Raw genomic sequence first — 20,370 nt, forward strand, 5'->3', positions numbered from 1 at the left:
ATCCTGGCGAGCGGTGGTGTGTGCGGTACTGCCGCTGATGTTGACTTCGGTGCTTTGCGAGGCGCTCATGGTCTGGCTGAACATCGGTGTCAAGGTCGCCACACTTCCAGTCATTGCCTTGGGTGTAGGGATCGGTGTCGACTACGCACTCTATGTAATGACTGTCACCCAGGCGCGTATGCGTGAAGGTATGAGCTTGTCCCAGGCTTACTACAAGGCTTTGCTATTCACCGGTAAGGTCGTGGTTCTCACGGGTATCACCCTTGGAATCGCTGTAGCCACTTGGGCGTTTTCGCCGATAAAGTTCCAGGCGGACATGGGGATCTTGCTGGCCTTCATGTTCATCTGGAACATGCTGGGTGCCTTGATTCTGTTGCCAGCCCTGGGGCACTTTCTCTTGCGTCCAAGTTCTGCGCCCAAGGTTCAGGCCATTGCGCAGACTTAAACGGCTCCTCAGCACTTAGCTCCTCTTTACCCCGGTTTACGCTGGGGTTTTTTTATGTAATGCGCTGTGCTGGCTGACGGCAGTAACAGTCAAGAATTTTGGCAGCCTCAAGCAAGGCGCTGTCCAGAGGATTCTTTATGATCGGGCGATTACCCAGTCGCCAGCCTGATGCGGCTGATACTCATAAGAATCCATTCGGAGTTTTGCGCAATGACCACCTCTGCCATTGTTCAACCTTTACCTCAGGTCAGCGAGTTTCTGCGTCGCCGTCACAGCAGTTTCATTGACGGTCAGAGTATCGAGCAGCATCCCGGCGAGGTCGTTGAGGTACTCAACCCCGCTGATGGCCAGCCGCTGACAGAGATCCTGCGGGCCAATCTTGAACAAGTCGGGCAAGCCGTCGAGTCATCCGATCGGGCATTTCGCTCCAAGGTCTGGAGCGGTCTTCGTCCTGCCGATAGAGAGCGGATTCTGCTGCGCTTTGCAGATGTGTTTCAAGCGCATCTGGAAGAACTTGCCCAGTTGGTAACCCTGGAACAGGGCAAGTCCATCAATATTTCCCGGGCAGTCGAAGTCGGTGCATCGGTGGAGTTCATCCGTTACATGGCGGGATGGGCTACCAAGATCGAAGGCCAGACTCTCGATATATCTATTCCTGCCCCTCCCGGCAGCCATTACAACGCTTATACCCGGCGTGAGCCGGTAGGTGTGGTGGTGGGTATCGTGCCGTGGAATTTTCCGCTGATGATAGCGCTGTGGAAGATCGTGCCAGCTCTCGCCGCCGGCTGCACGGTCATCATCAAACCAGCGGATGAAACGCCGCTTAGCGCCTTGAGATTGGCCGAACTTGCCGTGGAGGCGGGGATTCCACCCGGTGTTTTCAATGTCGTGCTGGGACGTGGGTCGCTGGTGGGGCCTGCACTGGTCGAGCACCCATTGGTTAGCAAAGTGTCCTTCACCGGCTCCACCGAGGTAGGTAAACAGATCGGCGTCAGCGCCATGCGCAACATGACCCGTTTCTCACTGGAACTGGGTGGCAAGAATCCGATGCTGATTCTGCCCGATGCTGATATGGAACACGTGGTGAGTGGAGCGCTGATGGCTGGGCTGCTGAATTCGGGCCAAGTATGCGCAGCGGCATCGCGCTTCTATGTGCCGAAAAACCGCAGTGATGAATTTGCCCAAACACTGGCCGCCGCCGTGGCTGATTTGCAAATCGGCGCTGGAATGAACCCTGCGGCGCAAATCAATCCCGTGGTCTCGCAACGCCAGCAGCAGAGTGTTCTCGGGCACCTGAGGCGTGCTAAAGAACAAGGCGCGAAGGTTCTCACCGGTGGGGATGCGCCTGACCAACCAGGTTTCTACATTCGCCCAACAGTGCTGGCTAATGTCGAGCAGAGCATGGACGCAGCCCGACAGGAAATCTTTGGTCCGGTGCTATCGGTACTGGCCTATGACGACCTGGAGCAAGCACTAGCGATGGTCAACGACAGCGTGTATGGGCTGGCGGCAAGCGTGTGGAGCAATGACATGAAGGCGGTAATGGGCCTGATTCCTCGTATCGAGGCAGGAACCGTATGGGTCAACACCCACGTACCACTTGATCCGAGCCTGCCGTTCGGGGGCTATAAACAATCGGGCATAGGCCGCGATTTTGGTCGCGGTGCCGTTGAGGCCTTTACTGAGATCAAATCGGTGTGCATCGCCTATTGAGGCTGGCTGGGTGCAAGCTTTTTTAGCGTTGTGTTATCGGTGGAGCGTGCAAGCCCCACCATCGACTCCGCAAATCTATGCGGCTTTTACCCGTTTTGCTGCCGTGTGTATCGGGTGCCCAGTCAATATCTCCCTTGCCATCGCACTGATTAAGACCTCGCCAGATTGCAGATTCCGGTCAGCCATCGCGATCTGCGCCGGGTTTCAAACCGTGCGAATTTTCTCATTATGAAAAGTGCAATCTTCTGCTTGGAACGTGCATTTTTCATGACGTTCTGCTTACGCATACTGACCCGGTACAAATGATTGATTACCGTCATTTCCAGCACCAGAAGTAGCAAAGAAGTGCAGGTGAGACGGGATCAGCAGACACCAATAATAAAGAGTCAGTCCATGAAAAAGCCAAACCCGCTTCTCGAAGATCTGAAATCCATCCTGCCTGCCATTGCGGCTAACGCTTTCCAGGCGGAGAAGGATCGAACAGTACCTGCCGAGAACATCGCCCTGCTCAAAAGTATTGGTATGCATCGAGCTTTTCAGCCGAAAAAGTTCGGTGGTATGGAGATCTCCTTGCCGCAGTTCGCGGATTGCATAGCGCTTCTGGCGGGGTCCTGCGCCAGCACAGCTTGGGCAATGAGTTTGCTTTGTACTCACAGTCACCAGCTTGCAATGTTCCCTGCCAAGACACAGCAGGAAATATGGGGCGATGATCCTGATGCTACCGCCAGCAGCAGCATCGCGCCCTTCGGTCGCACTGAAGAAGTCGACGGCGGTGTGATGTTCAGCGGGGAGATGGGATGGAGTAGCGGTTGCGATCATGCCGAATGGGCAATCGTTGGTTTTCGACGCAAAAACGCTGAAGGTACTCAGGACTATTGCTTTGCGGTCTTGCCGCGCAGTGATTACGAAATTCGTGATGACTGGTACGCCGTCGGCATGCGCGGCAGTGGCAGTAAAACCTTGATCATTGATAACGTATTCGTACCGGAACATCACATCCAGAAAGCCAGGGACATGATGGAGGGCAAGTCCGGTGGGTTTGGTCTGTACCCTTACAGTAAGATTTTTTACTCGCCGTATCGCCCTTATTTTGCCAGCGGATTCGCCACAGTAAGTTTGGGTATTGCGGAGCGGATGCTCGATGTCTTTCGCGAGAAAACCAAGACCCGAGTACGGGCCTATACCGGTGCTGCGGTCGGTGCTGCGACACCTGCCTTGATGCGTCTGGCAGAGTCGACTCATCAGGTGGCCGCTGCTCGCGCGTTCCTCGAAAAAACCTGGCAGGAGCATGCCGATCACGGCGAGCGACATGAATATCCAAGTCGGGAAACCCTGGCGTTCTGGCGCACCAATCAAGGCTACGCGACCAAGATGTGTATTCAGGCAGTTGATCGTCTGATGGAGGCTGCCGGTGGCGGTGCCTGGTTTGAGACCAATGAACTGCAGCGCCTGTTCCGTGACGCGCATCTGACCGGCGCTCACGCCTACACCGACTATGACGTTTGCGCGCAAATCCTGGGCCGTGAGCTTATGGGGCTGGAGCCTGATCCAACCATGATTTGATCTACCCGCTCACTGAGTCTGGTTCACATAACAACAATCGAGGCCCTCCGATACGATGGCCTAGGAGTCTTGCATGTCTATTGTTTCTGATACCGCCTTCGACACCCGCGCGTTTCGCCGAGCCCTTGGCAATTTTGCAACTGGCGTAACCGTGGTCACCGCGGCCACTGAAGACGGGCGCAAGGTGGGCGTTACGGCCAACAGCTTTAACTCGGTATCGTTGGACCCACCGCTGATTTTGTGGAGCATCGACAAGCGCTCCAGCAGTCATGAAGTGTTCGAAGAAGCCAGCCATTTTGCGGTTAACGTGCTGGCGGCCGACCAGATTGATTTGTCGAATAACTTTGCCAGGTCCAAGGAAGATCGCTTCGCCGAAATCGAATTCGAGGCAGGTGAAGGTGGTTCACCGGTTTTTGTCGACTGCTCGGCGCGTTTCCACTGTGAAAAGTTTCAGCAAGTCGACGGGGGTGATCACTGGATCATGATCGGCAAAGTGGTGGCATTTGACGATTTCGGACGCTCACCCTTGCTCTATCATCAGGGCGCCTATTCGATGGTGTTGCCACACACCCGAATGACCGGGCGTGAAGAGGGGCAGTTACCCAGCAGTCACTTCCAGGGTCGACTGAGCCATAATCTTTATTACCTGATGACCCAGGCATTGCGCGCCTATCAGGCGAGCTATCAGCCACGCCAACTGTCCACCGGGCTACGTACCAGTGAGGCGCGTATGTTGATGGTGCTGGAAAACGACGCGGGTCTGAACATGACCGATTTGCAGCGGGAAGTGGCGATGCCGGTTCGAGAGATTGAAGAAGCGGTAGCCAATCTCAAGCGCAAGGGACTGGTCAACGATGAGGGTGATCGAGTGCGCCTTACCGTCAAAGGCATAGATGAAACAGAAGGTCTGTGGACGATTGCCAAGGAGCAACAGGATAAGGTTTTTGGTCAGTTCAGCGATGAACAGATCGAGCACTTCAAAAACGTGCTCAAGGTCGTAATTCAAGGGGCCTGAGGCGGAGATTGAACAGATGACTTGAACGGCGCCCAGGGTGCCGTTTTCTTTTTCGTAAGTCGACCCAGTCCAATTTCCAGATGCTTAGAGTTCAAGGGCATTGAGGGTGCAAGCATTGCGCAGGCGACAATGATAGACTTTTAGTTAATGTGTTAACTAAATAGGATCTCGACAGTATTCCCATGCCTTTGCCCAAGCCGCGTCAATCCTTGACTCTGACATTACTCCAGGCACGCGAAGCGGCCATGGGGTTTTTCCGTCCCTCTCTGAACCAACACGGTTTGACCGAGCAACAGTGGCGGGTTATTCGTATCCTTAGTCAGCATGATGAGCTTGAGATCAATCGCTTGGCTGAGCTGGCATGCATCCTCAAACCGAGCATGACGGGCGTGTTGGTGCGCATGGAGGCTGCTGGCATGGTCGGACGTCGCAAGGCGGAACAGGACCAACGACGTGTACTGGTGCGTCTTGCCGAGAAGGGGGACGCCTGTTTTAGCTCGATGAGTCAGAGTATGGAAGCCAACTATCAGCGCTTACAGTCAGAATTTGGCGAGGAGAAGTTGCAGACATTGCTGACGTTGCTTGACGAGTTGAAAATGCTCAAGCGTTAGTCACGAGTGACTGCCTGACCAATCCCCAGCGTTGCGCCGGGGGTGGTTTGTTATTGTTGGCGTTTCAGGCTTGGCCAATCCCCAGGCACATGTACTTTTGCTCGATGTAATCATCAATGCCGTACTTTGAACCTTCGCGGCCCAGCCCCGATTGTTTGATACCGCCAAACGGCGCCACTTCGGTCGAGATTAATCCTTCATTCACACCGACCATTCCGTACTCCAGCGCCTCGCTGACGCGCCATGCACGCCCCAGGTCGCGGGTGTAGAGGTAAGATGCCAGGCCGAACTCGGTGTCGTTGGCCATGGCAATTGCTTGGGCCTCAGTTTCGAACCGGAACACCGGCGCCAATGGGCCGAAGGTTTCGTCGCGGGCGACCAGCATTGATGAAGTCATGTCCCCCAGAACGGTAGGCTGAAAGAAGTTTCCACCCAGCGCGTGGGTTTTTCCGCCGGCCAGCAAGGTGGCGCCTTTGCCCAATGCATCGCTAATATGTTCTTCGATCTTGGCCACCGCCTTGGCATTGATCAGCGGCCCTTGTTGCACCTGATCCACGTCAGCGGCGCCAACCTTCAGTCGGTTGACCGCAGCCACCAGTCGTCGCGTGAACTCATCATAGACACTGTTCTGTACCAGGATTCGATTAGTGCAGACGCAGGTTTGCCCGCTATTGCGGAACTTCGAACCCATGGCGCCTTCGACCGCTGCATCCAGGTCAGCATCTTCGAACACGATAAAAGGGGCATTGCCGCCCAGCTCAAGGCTGACTTTCTTGATGGTTTCGGCGCATTGCGCCATCAAGGTTTTGCCGATACCGGTCGAGCCTGTGAACGAAACCTTCTGAACATTTGGATTGCCGGTCAACTCGGCGCCGATTTCACGGGCACGGTTGCCGGTGACGATATTCAGAACGCCGGCGGGAATACCCGCGCGTTCACCCAGTTCAGCCAAGGCCAATGCGGACAGCGGAGTTTCCGACGCGGGCTTTACAACGACTGTGCAACCAGCGGCCAATGCCGGGCCGACTTTGCGAGTAATCATTGCGTTGGGGAAATTCCACGGCGTGATGGCGGCCACGACACCAATGGCTTGTTTGATGACTACCAGGCGGCGGCCCTGCTTGTCATGCGGGATCACATCACCGTAGATGCGTTTGGCTTCTTCGGCGAACCATTCGATGAAACTGGCGCCATAGGCAATTTCGCCTCGGCTTTCGGCCAATGGCTTGCCTTGCTCCAAGCTGAGCAAATGAGCGAGGTCCTCTTGGTTGGCCATGATCAAGTCAAACCATTTGCGCAAGATGTTGCTACGTTCCTTGGCGGTTTTGCCGCGCCAGGCGGGCAAAGCTGCATGGGCAGCGGCGATGGCTCGGGCAGTTTCGGCCTGGCCGAGGGCGCTGACTTGGGCGATGGTCTGGCCATTCGCCGGATTGCTCACCGCGAAACGATTGCCATCATCGGCGTCGATCCATTGGCCATTGATGTAAGCCTGTTCACGCAGCAGTTTCAAATCGTTAAGTTTCATTGGGCTTCTCGAAAAATCAGTACACACTGCCGGAGCTGGTGGGCGCCGGAGCATCTTTGAATGTGGCAGCGAGGGTTTGCAGGCCGCGCATCAGCACGGTGGTGTCGACGCCGACCGCAACGAACGTGGCGCCCAGCTCGATGTATCGCTTGGCCAGCTTCTGATCGGCGCTGAGAATGCCAGCCGCTTTGCCGGCTTTCTGGATGCGGGCGATGGCGTCTTCGATCGCCGCCTGGACTTGGGGATGGCCCGGGTTGCCGCGGTAGCCCATCGAGGCACTCAAATCCGCCGGACCGATAAAGACTCCGTCGACACCTTCTACAGAGGCAATCGCATCCAGGTTGGCCAGGCCTTCGCGACTTTCGATCTGCACCAACAGGCACATCTGTTCATCGGCTTTGTCGAGGTAACCGGGAATGCTGTTCCAGCGCGATGCGCGTGCCAGCGCGCTGCCGACACCACGAACACCGCGCGGCGGGTAGTGAATCGCACGAACCAGTTCCCGCGCCTGTTCTGCGCTTTCCACCATCGGCACCAATAACGTCTGCACACCGATATCGAGCACTTGCTTGATCAGTGCGGTGTCGCCGATGACTGGGCGAATCACCGGATGGCTAGGGTAGGGCGCTATGGCTTGAAGCTGGCCGAGCATCCCGCGCAGATCGTTGGGCGCATGTTCGCCGTCGATCAGCAGCCAATCAAAGCCGGCGTTGGCGGCCAGTTCGGCGCAATAGGCATCTGCCAAACCGAGCCACAGGCCGATCTGGGCTTCACCACGTTGCAGGCTCAGCTTGAAGGTGTTGATAGGCATATCCATCGTATAGACCTCCGGTCAAACGAAACGACAGGCAATGGACCCCAGCATGTCGTAATCGACATGGAAGGTATCGCCGGGGTTGGCCGCAACAGGGCGCGTGAAGGAGCCGCCCAGGATGATTTGTCCCGGTTGCAGGGTGACGTCATAAGCCGCCAGTTTATTTGCGAGCCAGGCCACGCCCTTCGCCGGGTGGTTGAGCACTGCTGCGGAAACCCCCGACTCCTCGATCACGCCGTTGCGGTAGAGCACGGCGGGCACCTTGCGCAAGTCGATTTCTGTAGGGCGCACGGCGCGGCCTCCCATGACCACACCGGCATTGGCGGCATTGTCTGAGATGGTGTCGAACACCTTGCGGGTCGCTTTGGTGTGCGGGTCGACCTGCTGGATGCGCGCATCAATGATTTCCAGCGCCGGGATCACCCATTCGGTGGCGTCCAGCACATCAAAAACCGTCACGTTCGGCCCTTTTAGTGGCTTGCCCAGAATGAACGCCAGCTCGACTTCAACCCGCGGCACGATAAAGCGCTCGAACGCAATGTCGGTGCCTTCGTCGAAGAACATGTCATCGAGGAGCGAGCCGTAATCGGGCTCGGTGATGTTGGAAGACACCTGCATGGCCCGTGAGGTCAGGCCGATTTTATGCCCGACCAACTTGCGCCCGTCCTTGATTTTTTGCGCCACCCAGGCGCGTTGAATGGCATAGGCGTCTTCAATGGTGATCTCTGGATAATCCAGGGAAAACTGACGTACTTGCTTGCGTGAGCGCTCGGCGTGGTCGAGGCTGGCGGCGGCTTGCAGAATAAGATGTTGATCAAGCATGACGATGATCTCTTACTGGGGGTTGACGATGGAGGCCTTGGTTCGGAGTACCAAAAAACCACCGAGAGCGATGAGCAGTGCCAGCACATAAAGAGCAAGGCTGGCGCTATGGGAGGTGTCGCGCATCCAGCCGATCAGGTAGGGCGCAAAAAATGATGCGATGCTGCCGAAGGAGCTGATCAGGGCAATGCCAGCGGCTTGAGTACGGTTGGAAAGGAACGCGGGAGGCAGCTGCCAGAACATCGGCAAAGCGGCACTGGCGCCCATGCCGGCGACAATCAGCCCACTCAGAACTAAGGTGGGGTTGGTGGGTGAGAGCCCGGCGCTGGCGATGCCTGTAGCAGACATCAGCAACGGCACGCACAGGTGCCAGCGTCGTTCACGATGGCGGTCAGACGAACGCCCACAGCCGATCATGAAGAAACAACCTGCCAGGTAAGGCACCGCACTGAGCAGGCCGACTTTGCCGTCGCTGCCGATCCCGGCGCCGTGGATCAGTGTCGGCATCCAGAATGCGAGAGTGTTGACGGCCAGCATCACTGCGAAATACACCGCGACCAGCAGCCATACTTGCGGATTCTTGAAGATGGCGGAAAACGACGTGATCGATTTTCGGTGTTCTTCTTTGTTCAATTGTTCGCGCAGTTGTTGCTTCTGCTCCGGCGCCAACCACTTGACCGTCTCGAAGCTGTCTGGCAAGCACTTGAGCACAACGAGCCCGAGCAGGATGACGGGCGCGCCTTCAATGACGAACATCCATTGCCAGCCACGCACGCCGCCAAAATCATGCAAGTGTTCGAGGATACCGCCCGAGAGAGGACCACCGATGACACCGGCCATCGGTACGGCGATTGCAAATAGTGCGGTGACTTGCGCTCGACGATGGGCCGGATACCACCGGTTCAGAAACACCAGAATGCCCGGGAAGAAACCAGCCTCGGCCACACCGAGCAAAAAGCGCAGCGCATAGAACCCCATAGCGCTGTCGATCAAAAACATGCACGTCGACAACACTCCCCACACCACCATCAGCGTGGCAATCCAGCGACGCGGGCCAACGCGGTCAAGGGCCATGTTGCTCGGTACGCCAAACAGCGCATAGGCGATGAAGAACAGACCAGCACCAAAGCCATAAACGGTGTCGCTGAAGTTCAGGTCAGCACTCATCTGCATCTTGGCGAAGCCGATGTTGATGCGGTCCAGGTGCGCGAAGAGGTAGCAGACCAACAGCAGCGGCATTAGCCGCCAAGTGATGAGGCTGTGGGTACGGTTGCGGGCGACGGCATTGATTGTTTCGGCAGTATTGGCTGTGCTCATGGTTTTATACTTTTTGTCTGAGAGGCCGATGGAACAAACGGGCACGCTGCTTTAGCGCACCTGAGCCTTGAGAAAGGCGTGAACGTTGTTTTCCTTGAAGTTGAGTTGCTCGTGCAATTCGATCATCTCGAACGACAAAGCCAGCAGGCGCTGGGCCTGAAGGTCGGCGAAGTGCCGGGTAATAACGCCGAAGAGTTTTTCGGCGACTTTTTGACGGGTTGCCAGATCGCGGCCATGGCCGACCTTCAATGTCATGTGGACGAAGGCGTAGTCGTGCTTGCCGTCGGCCATGCGCCAGGTGTCCAGGCGCACGCCGCGGCTACGGATGCCACCCAGGGGAAATACGCCGCTGTCGCCCAGCGTTTCGTGGACTTTTTTGAACAGGCCAGGCAGGTCGGCTTGCTGTTCGATGTTGTCGGTGTACTCAGCAATGAAATGGGGCATGGAGTGCTCCTTGACGCCGCACAGCCCGTAAGTCGTGCGGCGTGGCGTTTAGAGAGGGAAGATGGCGTTGAGCTGGCCGGTGCCGGAACTGCCGAACGGCTCGGTGATAATCTCGACCTGCTTGTTGTAGTCAGGCCCGCCCAGCAAACCGAGGAGCATCGCGGTGTCGTGCATCTTGCCTTCGCCGAAACAGTGTTCTGCGTAATCGGGCAGCATCGCGCAGAACTCTTTGAAGCGGCCCTGACGCCACATCTCCACCACATGCAGGTCCACTTGCTTGTCGAACTCGCGGGTCCAGTTGTGGATGTTGGCCTCGGCATCGCGGTTATCGGAAAAGCGATGCGACAACGAGCCGGAGGCCAGCACCAGCACTTTACGATCGCTCTTCTCGATGGCCCGGCGTACCGCAGCACCAAAGGTGAAGCTGTCTTGCAGGCGGTGCCAGGCACACCAGGCGGCGACCGACACCACTTTGAATTTCTGCTCCTCTGGTACGCCCATGTGCATGTAGCGCATCGGCACCAGGGTGCCGTATTCCAGCTCCAGGCTCGGGATGTTGTGAGCCAGGGTGCGCACGTCGGCGGCGTTGGCTTCGGCGGCGATCAGCTCGCCCAGCTCGGGGCAGCCTGGGTACTCGTATTCCATGTTCTTGATGAAGTGCGGCAGCTCGTTGCTGGTGTAGATGCCTTTGAAGTGTTCGCCGCCGTTGACGTGATAGGCGCTGTTGACCAGCCAGTGCACGTCGAACACTACGGCGGTATCGGCGCCGAGTTCGCGCGCGCGACGGCCGATCTCCTTGTGACCGGCAATCGCCGCTTCACGGCAGCCATGGTGTTTGCCGGGAAGCTCCGACAAATACATCGAGGGAACGTGGCAGATTTTCGCAGCCAGGACGACTTCGCCCATGATGATTCTCCTGAAATTGTTGTTATGCGTTTCAATCCGCGGTTAGTGAAACCCGCGACAGGCGCGATGCGCGACCCATCTCAGGCTTCAACAATCGATGTCGTGGTTACAGCCCCCAGCGTGGAATGTGATGGCTGCCCATCGAGATGCACACGTTCTTGATCTCGGCGAACACCTCGAAGCTGTACTGGCCGCCCTCGCGGCCCGTGCCGGAACCTTTCACACCGCCGAACGGCTGACGCAGATCGCGTACGTTCTGGCTGTTGATGAACACCATGCCGGCTTCGATGCCATAGGCCAGGCGATGCGCCTTACCGATGTCCTGAGTCCAGATATAGGAAGCCAGCCCGTACTCGGTATCGTTGGCCAGTTGCAATGCCTGGGCCTCGTCCTTGAATGGAATGAGGCACACCACAGGGCCGAAGATCTCTTCCTGGGCAATACGCATATTGTTGTTCACATCGGCGAACACCGTCGGCTGAATAAACTGGCCTTTACTCAGGTGCGCAGGCAAGTTGGCCGGACGTTCCAGGCCACCGGCGACGAGGGTAGCGCCCTCTTCGATACCGATCTTGATGTAGCCGGTGACTTTGTCGTAATGGGCCTGCGTGATCATCGATCCGACCTGGGTTTTAGGGTCTTGCGGATCGCCAACAATCAGGCGTTTGGCTCGCGCAGCAAACTCGGCAACGAACTGCGGATACACGCTTTCCTGAATGAAAATGCGGCTACCGGCGGTACAGCGCTCACCGTTGAGCGAGAAGATGGTGAACAGCGCCGCGTCAAGGGCGCGCTCAAGATTCGCGTCCTCGAAAATCAGCACTGGCGACTTGCCGCCCAGTTCCATTGAGTACTTTTTCAATCCGGCGGTCTGCATGATTTTCTTGCCGGTGGCGGTACCGCCGGTGAAGGAAATTGCCCGCACGTCCGGGTGCCGGACCAACGCGTCACCGGCGGTGGCGCCGTAGCCCTGAATGACGTTGAGCACGCCGTTGGGAATGCCGGCTTCGACCGCCAGACGGCCCAGCTCGTTGGCCGTCAACGGTGAGAGTTCGGACATCTTCAATACGGCGGTGTTGCCCAGCGCCAGGCACGGCGCGGCTTTCCAGGTGGCGGTCATGAACGGCACGTTCCATGGCGACACCAGGGCGCAGACCCCCACTGGCTGGTAGAGGGTGTAGTTGAGCATCTGGTCGTCGACGGGATAGGAGTGACCGTCCATGCGCGTGCAGACTTCGGCAAAAAAGTCGAAGTTATGTGAAGCACGTGGAATCAGTACATTTTTGGTCTGGTGAATCGGCAAGCCCGTGTCGAGGGTTTCCAGTTCGGCCAGGTGCGGCACATTGTGTTCGATCAACTCGCCGAGCTTGCGCATCAATCGAGCACGCTCCTTCGCCGGTGTATTGGCCCACTTAGGGAAGGCTTCCTTGGCCGCTGCCACAGCCTGAGCGACTTCTTCGGCACCACCGCTGGCGACTTCGCCAATGGCCTCACCGGTAGCCGGGTTGTAGTTGACGAACACATCTTTGCTTTGGACCTCACGGCCGTTAATCCAATGTTTGATCATGGTGCTCAAGCCTCTTTCCGGGCGGAGAAGAACTCCGCTTCGCTGACAATTCGATTAACCAGGCGACCTACGCCTTCCACTTCCACAATGACTTCATCACCTGGCACCACGTCGGCAAGGCCCTCAGGCGTGCCGGTGGCGATCATGTCGCCGGGCTGCAAGGTCATGAAGCTGGATAGGTATTCGATCAAGTAAGGAATGTTGAAAATCATGTCCTTGGTGCTGCCTTCCTGGCGCAGTTCACCATTGATCCAGGTGCGCAGTTTCAGGTTGGCCGGGTCCGGCACGTCGGCGGTATCGACAATGAACGGGCCCACAGGGGTGGTGGCATCGCGGTTTTTTACCCGCAGGTTGGGGCGGTAGTAGTTCTCAAGAAAATCACGGATCGCGTAGTCGTTGCAGACGGTGTAACCCGCCAGATAATCCAGCGCGTTCTCACGCTTGACGTTGCGTGCTTCTTTACCGATGACCGCGACCAGCTCGCACTCGTAGTGCATGTACACAACGTTGTCCGGGCGCCAGGTCACCTGCTTGTGGCCGGTATAGGTGCCAGGTGATTTGATGAACACCAGCGGCTCGGTAGGCGGTTTGAACGCGAGTTCTGCGGCGTGATCGGCGTAGTTCAAGCCCAGGGCAAACATGCTGCCGGTGGCCGGTGGCAGCCACTGCACCTGATCTTCGGCCAGCAGGCGGCCATCAGCCAAACGGACGGCGTTGTTATCTTCAACGGTGACGGCGTGGGTTTCGCCTTCAAAGTGGATACGGGCGTGTTTCATGGGAACTCCTGTTACTGGGCCACGATGTGATTGACGAGTCGGCCCAGGCCGCTGATTTCAACGTCGACGCGATCTCCTGGTAGCACGTCGACGCGACCCTCTGGGGTGCCGGTGATCAGTACATCGCCAGCATGCAGCGTCATGAATTCGCTGATTTCTGCAATGAGCCGGGGAATGTCGCGAACGAAATTGGCGGTGTTGTTTTGCTGGCGAATGTCGCCATTGACGTACAGCGTAATGGCCAGGCTGTGCGGATCGGCGAGTTGTGCAGTCGGGATCAGTTCTGGCCCGATGGCACAGAAACCATCACGACATTTCGCTTTGACGGCGGGGCGGTAGTAACTGTCTTCCGGCAGGCTGAATTCATTGACGATGGTGTAACCGGCCACGTAATCGAGTGCCTCGGCGGGGCTGGCTCGGCTGACTGTTTTGCCAATCACAACACCCAATGCCGGCCCTGGTTGCAAACGTTCACCCTTGCCTGGATGTACAACCTCGGCGCCGTGTTGATTGCGCGTGTTGGGCGTCTTGATAAAAAGCACAGGTTTGATTGGCGGCTTCTGATAAGGCGGCTGTTCGAATTCAGCGAGGTGCTGCTTCAGCAGTCCCTGATAGTTCAGCGCGACACCGAAAAGGGTGCCTGTCGCGACGTCATGCAAGGCACGGCTCATGCTTTTCTCCTGGCAGAGCCATGAGGGCTCTGTAATTTTGTTAATGTATTAACGGTTATAATTAATATGTTAACTATCGTCAAGCGTGACAGACTGTTCGCGTGGTGGTTGTCCTACCGAATTCGGTGCAGGATGAAAGTGACAGCAATGCTGGAATCAAAATAAAAATGAGTAGCGTGCGATGACCAACCGTCAACCGATCCCCAACATCAACATTGGCCAGGTATACGACCAGCGCTACAGCGACGCTGAAGTCCATTACGACAAGCTCGGCAACTTGGCAGGCTTCTTCGGTCGCAACATGCCGGTTCACCGGCATGACCGGTTTTTCCAGGTTCACTACGTGAAAAGCGGCACGGTACGGGTGTATCTGGACGACCAGCAATACGTTGAATCCGGGCCGATGTTCTTCCTGACACCGCCGACCATCCCACACTCCTTTGTGACCGAGGCTGACAGCGACGGGCACGTGTTGACGGTGCGTCAGCAACTGGTGTGGCAACTGATCGATGCAGACCCCAGCCTGGCGCAGGCTGGCGCGCAACTGCCGGCGGCGTGTGTCGCGCTGGCCCATCTGGGGCCGGAATATGCGGGCGATGTCCGTCGACTGGATTATCTGTTCGAGGAACTGAGCGAAGAGGTGGTGGCTGAGCGTTCCGGGCGTAGCGCTGCCCTGGACAGTTTGACGCGATTGATCATGATCAGCTTGTTGCGGCTGTGCTCCAACTCGTTGAAAGCGACGCCTGCGCGCCACGAAGATCTGAAAATCTTCCACCGCTTCAATGAACTGATCGAAGCGCATTACCAGCAGCACTGGCCGTTGTCGTGTTATGCCCGAGGCATCGGGGTGACGGAGGCACGGCTCAATGATGTGTGCCGACGCATTGCCGACCTGCCTTCCAAGCGTTTGGTCCTGGAGCGCCTGATGCAAGAGGCCAAGCGCCTGCTGTTGTTTACGGGCAGCTCTGCCAACGAAATCTGCTACCAGCTCGGGTTCAAGGACCCAGCCTATTTCAGTCGTTTTTTCCAGCGCTACGCCCAGCTCACTCCGGGGGAGTACCGCCAGCGTCAATCGGGATTGCATTGAGCCAGGCATGGGTCGTCGCGCTCTGGTCTGGTTGATCGTGTACGGATCATCTTGAGCATCGCAGCGGTACGACAGAATGGCTTTTACGCGGAACCGATTGCACTTTTCACAGCGGCAACGCCGCTTGCAGCCGCAGGCTGGCGACACTAAGCTGCCGACTCGCCCATTCAAGTGGTGCCTTCATGGCCAACCCCAGACCTTCGCTGACACTGACCCTGCTGCAAGCCCGCGAAGCCGCAATGGCTTTCTTCCGCCCGGCACTGAACAAGCATGAACTGACCGAACAACAGTGGCGGGTCATCCGGATACTGCGCCAGCAGGGTGAGCTCGAAAGTCATCAACTCGCCCAGTTGGCCTGCATCCTGAAGCCGAGCATGACCGGCGTGTTGACACGCCTGGAGCGCGACGGTCTGGTGCGTCGACAGAAGTCCAGCCAGGATCAACGACGGGTTTTCGTTGGCCTCACCGAGCGCGGCCAACAGTGCTTCGTCTCCATGAGTGCAGGCATGGAAAGTAACTACCAGAAAATCGAGGAGCAGTTTGGCGCCGAGAAAATGGAGCAGTTGCTGGCCTTGCTCAACGAGCTGAAAAATATCAAGCCTTGATCTCTGGCAGATCACACGGTGAGTAAATGGGGTTAAAAAATAAAGTTAACATGTTATCTTTATGTGGCCCTAAAACCTCCCCGTGAAGAACCAATGTCCATTTCACATCCTGAACGCCTGATCGTATTACTCGCGGCTCTTGTTGCCTTCGCTCCCTTATCCATCGATACGTACTTACCCAGTCTGCCATTGATTGCGCATGATCTGGGGGCGACCGAAGCCAGCGTGCAGATGACCATTGGTATCTTTCTCGCCGGTTTGTGTGTGGGCATGTTGATCTACGGTCCGCTGTCAGACCGCTATGGGCGCAGGCCTCTGCTGCTTGGCGGGATGGTGCTCTACCTGATTGCTACGGTAGGGTGCATGTTGTCAGGCAGCGTCGAGCAACTGATCTGCTGGCGGTTTTTTCAGGCCTTGGGTGGTGCAGCCGCATCTGTGTTAGCGAGGACAATCGTTCGAGATTTGTTTCCGCTCAATGAAGCAGCACGAACACTTTCACTCATGCATCTGGTAACGATGATCGCGACCCTGATTGCGCCATTGGTCGGCAGTTTTCTGATGCTTATCGAGGGTTGGAGGACCATATTTGCAGGACTTTTAGTGTTCGCCGCACTTTGTCTGACTGCCAGTTTGTGGCGCATTGATGAGACGCATCTGGCTGAAAAACGAGGTCGATCAATCGCAGGCGCGTTCGCTGCTTACTGGCAGATAGCACGGGAACCGTTGGCTCTCGGTTATGTATTGTGCATGGGACTTTCGTTCGGTGGCATGTTCGCATTCATCACCGCATCCCCCTTTGTCTATGTTGAGTATTTCGGTGTTTCCCCCCATGCCTATGGCTGGCTCTTTGGACTGAACATTGTCGGCGTCATTGTGATGACTTTGATCAATGCACGATCGGTTACTCATATGGGTCCATTACGGATGCTCCGGATCGGAGCCGTAGTGGCGGGTATGGCGGGATGTGGATTGGGAATACTAGGTTTGGCTGGTTTGGCTGGGCTGACGGGGATTGTTGTATGTGTGATCCTCTATGTCAGCGTAACCGGTTTGCTGGGTGCCAACTGCGTCGCTAGTCTGTTGGCGCTCTATCCGAAGCAGGCAGGCGCAGCTGCGGGCTTGGCAGTGGCAGGGCAGTTCGCGATGGGGGCGGGGTTCAGCGCTTTGGTCAGCTCGTTGGCTGATGGCACACCGTTGCCGATGTGCCTCACCATTGCAGCGGCGGGCCTAGGCAGCCTGACATGCTACGTTTGGATTCGACGGCATGCTGGCGTTACCAACGGTCTTGAAACTGTATAAGGTTCTATCTGTGCTTGCACGGGTGAGGGTACGACACTTCTGATGCGTAAGATGATCGTCGAGAACGCTGACACGTTATGTGTTTATCCGAGAGAAGGAGGGTTTTCACTTGATTCGACCTCGTAATGTTTGTCATGAGACTTTCAGGGGCGAAAAAGTTGCTTGGCAGAACTGGTATGGCGAGCAGAGTCATGCGGAAACTAATCTTCTGCTTTGATAATGTGGGCCGCTGAAACTATTGCTAGCGACTTTGTCTCACGTCAGAGACGCTGTAGTGGAGACTGAAGGCATCGAGTGAAGAACCTGGATTTTATGCAAAGGCGTCGTTTGTTTATGTGGTGCTATGGGAGGGACGCAGTGGATGCGTGCTTGAAACAGAGAGGTAAACAACAATATTGCCGGCCTGGTGCATAACCTGGCGTTGCTGGTGGGCAGTTTCAAAAGTGACCTGCGGTTTTTCGACAGCTCCTCCGATGGCCACAACGGCAGCACCGGCTATCACAACAACGGCGAAGTGGATAACCGGGTGATGGCGGGACTGTTCACCTACCGCCTGGCAGGGCATGCGGTCAGCCGGGGTACCAGCACCTCAATAGTTCCAGTGACTTCCCGTTTCTCAACCAGGGCGATGGCTCGGCGACTACCTGATCACCGACCGCCAGACCAGCGCACGCTTCCAGCGTGCCGGCGAAAACACCTGGGTCGCGCAGCGCGCGTTTAACTTTGCCAGGGTGGGGGCCCGGGGTTGAGTTCACAGGTGATCTATCAGCGTGGCGACGACATCAAGTCGGATCAAGGCAGTCAGCATGAGTGGGAGCGCGACCTGGTGCTGACCTATGCGTTCCAGGGGCCGACGTTCTCCGGCTTTGGGGTGCAATGGCGCAACGCGATGCTGCGCAGCACTGTGGCGACACAGCGCGACTTAGATGAAAACCGGCTGTACGTGACGTACACCCTCGCACAGTTTTAAGGGAGCTGTAGTGAGCGATTTTCTGGAGGCGCGGATAGCCCGGCGCCAGGAGGAAGCCGAGGGCATCATTAACGGGTAGGACGCCTGATACGATTCTCGTTTCCCACTCCAATCTCGTGATTTTTTTCCCTGTATCGTCAATCTCCGGTCACGCGCGCAGCGTTTTGCCGCAACTGGTCTAAATAGTCAGCCCACTGTTGAGCCGCTTCCCGCCGTTGCATTAGCAGTTGCGCGCGCGCATACACAGCACCCAGCGCGCCTGGCATGCGGTGTGACAACGACAGCTCTAGCACGATTGGATCAATGCCCAAGTGCTCATGGGCAATGGTTCGATAGGTGGCGCGAAAGCCGTGGGCAGTGATGTCGTACTCCGGCCAGATACGCTGAAAGGACTTGAGCATGGAGGTCGGGTTGATGGGGCGACCCGGATAGACCGGCGAGACGAACACCCAGTCTTTTCCTTCTTCATCCACCACGCGGGTTTTACGTAGCTCGCGCAACAGGACCAGGGCTTGCTCGGGCAACGGCACGACGTGCTTGCTCTTGTCCAGGTGCTTGGTCTTGCTGACCACATAACGCCAATCGGCGCTCACCAGGTCGACGTCTTCGCACCGCATCTGCACCAGTTCGCCAGGGCGGACCGGCAACATGACCAGCAGGCGCATTGCGGCGGCAACACTGCCGTAGCTGCAGTCATCCAGTCGCAGCAGAAACTTGCTCGATGCCCTCACTTCCAAGTAGAGACCAGGGACTTCGCCGTCGGAATACTTGCCGGGTTCGGTCCGCGAGCGGATGAGAGCATCGCTGAGTTTTCTTCTGAAAACAGGGGCATTACCTGGGGGCATCGGTGGGGGCACCGTTTTTTAAAATCGAAATTTGCCACCAATTATGCCCCGTGAGCCCTGGAATCTAGTGGAGTTGGACGGGTGATCGTGGACTGATTATGTATATAACATCATGTTATTAAATGTTTTTTCGGAACTCGATGGAACTCTGTTACAGGCTATCCGGATCCCCAAAAAACATCTGGATCCGCGAGCGCAGCCAGCGCTCACCCGGATCGTTATCTTGTGATCCACGCCAAGCCATGTGCAGTTCGAAGGCGCGGGACTCGATCGGCAACTCTTCAGACCGCACACCGCCGGCAGCGGTGAGTACAGCTGCGGCGTAATCCGGCACCGTGGCGATGATGTCGGTGCCAGCCAGCAGGGTCGCCAAGCCGTTGAACTGCGGCACTGCGAGCACCACGTGCCGCTTGCGGCCGAGCTTTTCCAGGTACTCATCGATAAAACCGCCCAGGTCACCAGCAAACGACACCAGCGCATGCGGACGCTCGCAGAAATCGTCCAGGGTCATTGCTCCTGGCACGCTGTCGGCACGCAGCAGCCTGGGTTTGCTCTTGCGCAGGACTTTGCGCTTGGCGTTAGCCGGCAAGTCATCGGTGTAGCTGACGCCGATGGAGATTTCGCCGGATGACAGCAGCGCAGGCATCAGTATGTAATTGGCCCGGCGCACCACCAGCACGATCCCCGGTGCTTCAGCGCGCAGGCGTTTGAGCAACGCTGGCAACAAAGCGAATTCGGCATCATCGGACAAACCGATGCGAAACACCGCAGTACTGGTGGCCGGATCAAAGTCGGCCGCGCGACTGACTGCGGTGGAAATGGAATCGAGAGCGGGGGAGAGTAGACCGAATATCTCAATCGCCCGAGCCGTTGGCTCCATGCTGCGCCCGGTACGTACGAACAACGGATCATCGAACAGCCCCCGCAAACGCGAGAGTGCCGCGCTGATAGCTGGCTGGCCGAGGAACAGCTTTTCCGCCGCGCGAGTCACGCTACGTTCATGCATAAGCGTTTCAAAGACGATCAGCAGGTTGAGGTCGACGCGACGAAGGTCGTTACGATTCATTACGATGGGCCTCGGGCCGTTGGTCGATGTGGTGGTCCATGCGCGCCATTGTATCGGCGCTGGTACCTGAGCTCAGGTATCAATAGTACGAGTAAACACCGGATTGCTGCATCGATAAAATCATATGAGGGTATGCAAAGGTATTTTGCATAAACTGCGGTCTACAGCAGCAAACAAACCCTGGTCGTGATCTTGAGCCCAACGAGGACATAGCAGCCCTGGATATTGCCTGAATATGGACAGCAGGCAGGATGGCCGTTTCGGATGCATCGCATGATGCGGGGGTCTAAAAAATTGGCTTCGGCTTGC

General features: G+C 56.9%; 19 protein-coding genes and 1 pseudogene. 9 read left to right on the forward strand and 11 right to left on the reverse strand.

Translation table 11 applies throughout. The features are described from left to right. The 5 genes from VGC62_RS13160 to hpaR (VGC62_RS13180) form a co-directional block, all read left to right on the forward strand. Positions 1-445 (forward strand): MMPL family transporter (locus VGC62_RS13160; RefSeq protein WP_331187521.1); only part of this gene is annotated, 445 nt, incomplete at its 5' end. Between the two features lie 210 nt (positions 446-655). After that, the gene (locus tag VGC62_RS13165) at positions 656-2,158 is read left to right on the forward strand and encodes an aldehyde dehydrogenase family protein (RefSeq protein ID WP_331187522.1); all 1,503 of its coding nucleotides are present in this window, start codon (positions 656-658) and stop codon (positions 2,156-2,158) included. Positions 2,159-2,551: 393 nt separating this feature from the next. Next, positions 2,552-3,721, forward strand: coding sequence for a p-hydroxyphenylacetate 3-hydroxylase oxygenase component (locus VGC62_RS13170; protein ID WP_331187523.1), 1,170 nt, complete (start codon positions 2,552-2,554; stop codon positions 3,719-3,721). Positions 3,722-3,794: 73 nt separating this feature from the next. Beyond that, positions 3,795-4,736: a p-hydroxyphenylacetate 3-hydroxylase reductase component gene (locus tag VGC62_RS13175; protein WP_331187524.1), complete on the forward strand. Its 942-nt coding sequence runs from the start codon at positions 3,795-3,797 to the stop codon at positions 4,734-4,736. 188 nt (positions 4,737-4,924) lie between these two features. Then, positions 4,925-5,347 carry a homoprotocatechuate degradation operon regulator HpaR gene (gene hpaR, locus VGC62_RS13180; RefSeq protein WP_331187548.1) on the forward strand — a complete coding sequence of 141 codons (423 nt, stop codon included), beginning with the start codon at positions 4,925-4,927 and terminating at the stop codon, positions 5,345-5,347. A gap of 64 nt (positions 5,348-5,411) precedes the next feature. Here the strand turns inward: hpaR (VGC62_RS13180) and VGC62_RS13185 are convergent, their stop codons facing one another. The 9 genes from VGC62_RS13185 to VGC62_RS13225 form a co-directional block, all read right to left on the reverse strand. Continuing rightward, the gene (locus VGC62_RS13185) at positions 5,412-6,872 is read right to left on the reverse strand and encodes an NAD-dependent succinate-semialdehyde dehydrogenase (RefSeq protein ID WP_331187525.1); all 1,461 of its coding nucleotides are present in this window, start codon (positions 6,870-6,872) and stop codon (positions 5,412-5,414) included. A gap of 16 nt (positions 6,873-6,888) precedes the next feature. Then, the gene (gene hpaI / locus VGC62_RS13190; protein ID WP_331187526.1) at positions 6,889-7,689 is read right to left on the reverse strand and encodes a 4-hydroxy-2-oxoheptanedioate aldolase; all 801 of its coding nucleotides are present in this window, start codon (positions 7,687-7,689) and stop codon (positions 6,889-6,891) included. Between the two features lie 15 nt (positions 7,690-7,704). Then, complete coding sequence (hpaH, locus tag VGC62_RS13195) at positions 7,705-8,508, reverse strand: 2-oxo-hept-4-ene-1,7-dioate hydratase (protein ID WP_331187527.1); 804 nt, start codon at positions 8,506-8,508, stop codon at positions 7,705-7,707. A gap of 12 nt (positions 8,509-8,520) precedes the next feature. Then, positions 8,521-9,825, reverse strand: coding sequence for an MFS transporter (locus VGC62_RS13200; protein WP_331187528.1), 1,305 nt, complete (start codon positions 9,823-9,825; stop codon positions 8,521-8,523). A gap of 51 nt (positions 9,826-9,876) precedes the next feature. After that, positions 9,877-10,269 (reverse strand): 5-carboxymethyl-2-hydroxymuconate isomerase, encoded by a 393-nt coding sequence (locus VGC62_RS13205; protein WP_331187529.1) that lies wholly within the window; start codon positions 10,267-10,269, stop codon positions 9,877-9,879. 48 nt (positions 10,270-10,317) lie between these two features. Further along, entirely contained in the window at positions 10,318-11,175 is an 858-nt protein-coding gene (gene hpaD / locus VGC62_RS13210; protein ID WP_331187530.1) for a 3,4-dihydroxyphenylacetate 2,3-dioxygenase, read from the reverse strand. Positions 11,176-11,281: 106 nt separating this feature from the next. After that, positions 11,282-12,742 (reverse strand): 5-carboxymethyl-2-hydroxymuconate semialdehyde dehydrogenase, encoded by a 1,461-nt coding sequence (gene hpaE, locus VGC62_RS13215; protein ID WP_331187531.1) that lies wholly within the window; start codon positions 12,740-12,742, stop codon positions 11,282-11,284. A gap of 5 nt (positions 12,743-12,747) precedes the next feature. Then, entirely contained in the window at positions 12,748-13,518 is a 771-nt protein-coding gene (locus VGC62_RS13220) for a fumarylacetoacetate hydrolase family protein (protein WP_331187532.1), read from the reverse strand. Between the two features lie 11 nt (positions 13,519-13,529). Then, positions 13,530-14,189 carry a fumarylacetoacetate hydrolase family protein gene (locus tag VGC62_RS13225; RefSeq protein ID WP_331187533.1) on the reverse strand — a complete coding sequence of 220 codons (660 nt, stop codon included), beginning with the start codon at positions 14,187-14,189 and terminating at the stop codon, positions 13,530-13,532. A gap of 181 nt (positions 14,190-14,370) precedes the next feature. Here VGC62_RS13225 and hpaA point away from each other — a divergent pair, with 181 nt between their 5' ends. From hpaA to VGC62_RS13245, 4 genes are all read left to right on the forward strand, one after another. Further along, on the forward strand, positions 14,371-15,276 hold the full coding sequence (gene hpaA / locus VGC62_RS13230; protein WP_331187534.1) for a 4-hydroxyphenylacetate catabolism regulatory protein HpaA: 906 nt from the start codon (positions 14,371-14,373) through the stop codon (positions 15,274-15,276). 182 nt (positions 15,277-15,458) lie between these two features. Further along, positions 15,459-15,881, forward strand: a complete 423-nt coding sequence (hpaR, locus tag VGC62_RS13235; RefSeq protein WP_331187535.1) for a homoprotocatechuate degradation operon regulator HpaR — start codon at positions 15,459-15,461, stop codon at positions 15,879-15,881. Positions 15,882-15,974: 93 nt separating this feature from the next. Then, entirely contained in the window at positions 15,975-17,180 is a 1,206-nt protein-coding gene (locus VGC62_RS13240) for a Bcr/CflA family multidrug efflux MFS transporter (protein WP_331187536.1), read from the forward strand. Between the two features lie 745 nt (positions 17,181-17,925). Further along, entirely contained in the window at positions 17,926-18,150 is a 225-nt protein-coding gene (locus VGC62_RS13245) for an OprD family outer membrane porin (protein WP_331187537.1), read from the forward strand. A gap of 137 nt (positions 18,151-18,287) precedes the next feature. Here VGC62_RS13245 and VGC62_RS13250 read toward each other — a convergent pair. Both VGC62_RS13250 and VGC62_RS13255 read right to left on the reverse strand, forming a co-directional pair. Continuing rightward, a pseudogene (locus VGC62_RS13250) lies at positions 18,288-18,866 on the reverse strand (tyrosine-type recombinase/integrase); the annotation flags it as partial. A 280-nt stretch (positions 18,867-19,146) separates the two neighbouring features. Further along, positions 19,147-20,061, reverse strand: a complete 915-nt coding sequence (locus VGC62_RS13255; RefSeq protein ID WP_331187539.1) for a LysR family transcriptional regulator — start codon at positions 20,059-20,061, stop codon at positions 19,147-19,149. Between the last annotated feature and the right edge of the window lie 309 nt (positions 20,062-20,370).

This window comes from Pseudomonas sp., assembly GCF_036404235.1.
Taxonomy (GTDB): domain Bacteria; phylum Pseudomonadota; class Gammaproteobacteria; order Pseudomonadales; family Pseudomonadaceae; genus Aquipseudomonas.

Bases quoted from the DNA above. Each gene is read 5' to 3' on its own strand.
- hpaR (WP_331187535.1), top strand. From the start codon at position 15,459: ATGGCCAACCCCAGACCTTCGCTGACACTGACCCTGCTGCAAGCCCGC.
- VGC62_RS13240 (WP_331187536.1), top strand. From the start codon at position 15,975: ATGTCCATTTCACATCCTGAACGCCTGATCGTATTACTCGCGGCTCTT.
- VGC62_RS13205 (WP_331187529.1), bottom strand. From the start codon at position 10,269: ATGCCCCATTTCATTGCTGAGTACACCGACAACATCGAACAGCAAGCC.
- hpaE (WP_331187531.1), bottom strand. From the start codon at position 12,742: ATGATCAAACATTGGATTAACGGCCGTGAGGTCCAAAGCAAAGATGTG.
- VGC62_RS13225 (WP_331187533.1), bottom strand. From the start codon at position 14,189: ATGAGCCGTGCCTTGCATGACGTCGCGACAGGCACCCTTTTCGGTGTC.
- VGC62_RS13200 (WP_331187528.1), bottom strand. From the start codon at position 9,825: ATGAGCACAGCCAATACTGCCGAAACAATCAATGCCGTCGCCCGCAAC.
- VGC62_RS13255 (WP_331187539.1), bottom strand. From the start codon at position 20,061: ATGAATCGTAACGACCTTCGTCGCGTCGACCTCAACCTGCTGATCGTC.
- VGC62_RS13170 (WP_331187523.1), top strand. From the start codon at position 2,552: ATGAAAAAGCCAAACCCGCTTCTCGAAGATCTGAAATCCATCCTGCCT.
- VGC62_RS13220 (WP_331187532.1), bottom strand. From the start codon at position 13,518: ATGAAACACGCCCGTATCCACTTTGAAGGCGAAACCCACGCCGTCACC.
- hpaI (WP_331187526.1), bottom strand. From the start codon at position 7,689: ATGGATATGCCTATCAACACCTTCAAGCTGAGCCTGCAACGTGGTGAA.
- VGC62_RS13165 (WP_331187522.1), top strand. From the start codon at position 656: ATGACCACCTCTGCCATTGTTCAACCTTTACCTCAGGTCAGCGAGTTT.
- hpaA (WP_331187534.1), top strand. From the start codon at position 14,371: ATGACCAACCGTCAACCGATCCCCAACATCAACATTGGCCAGGTATAC.
- VGC62_RS13175 (WP_331187524.1), top strand. From the start codon at position 3,795: ATGTCTATTGTTTCTGATACCGCCTTCGACACCCGCGCGTTTCGCCGA.
- hpaH (WP_331187527.1), bottom strand. From the start codon at position 8,508: ATGCTTGATCAACATCTTATTCTGCAAGCCGCCGCCAGCCTCGACCAC.
- VGC62_RS13185 (WP_331187525.1), bottom strand. From the start codon at position 6,872: ATGAAACTTAACGATTTGAAACTGCTGCGTGAACAGGCTTACATCAAT.
- hpaD (WP_331187530.1), bottom strand. From the start codon at position 11,175: ATGGGCGAAGTCGTCCTGGCTGCGAAAATCTGCCACGTTCCCTCGATG.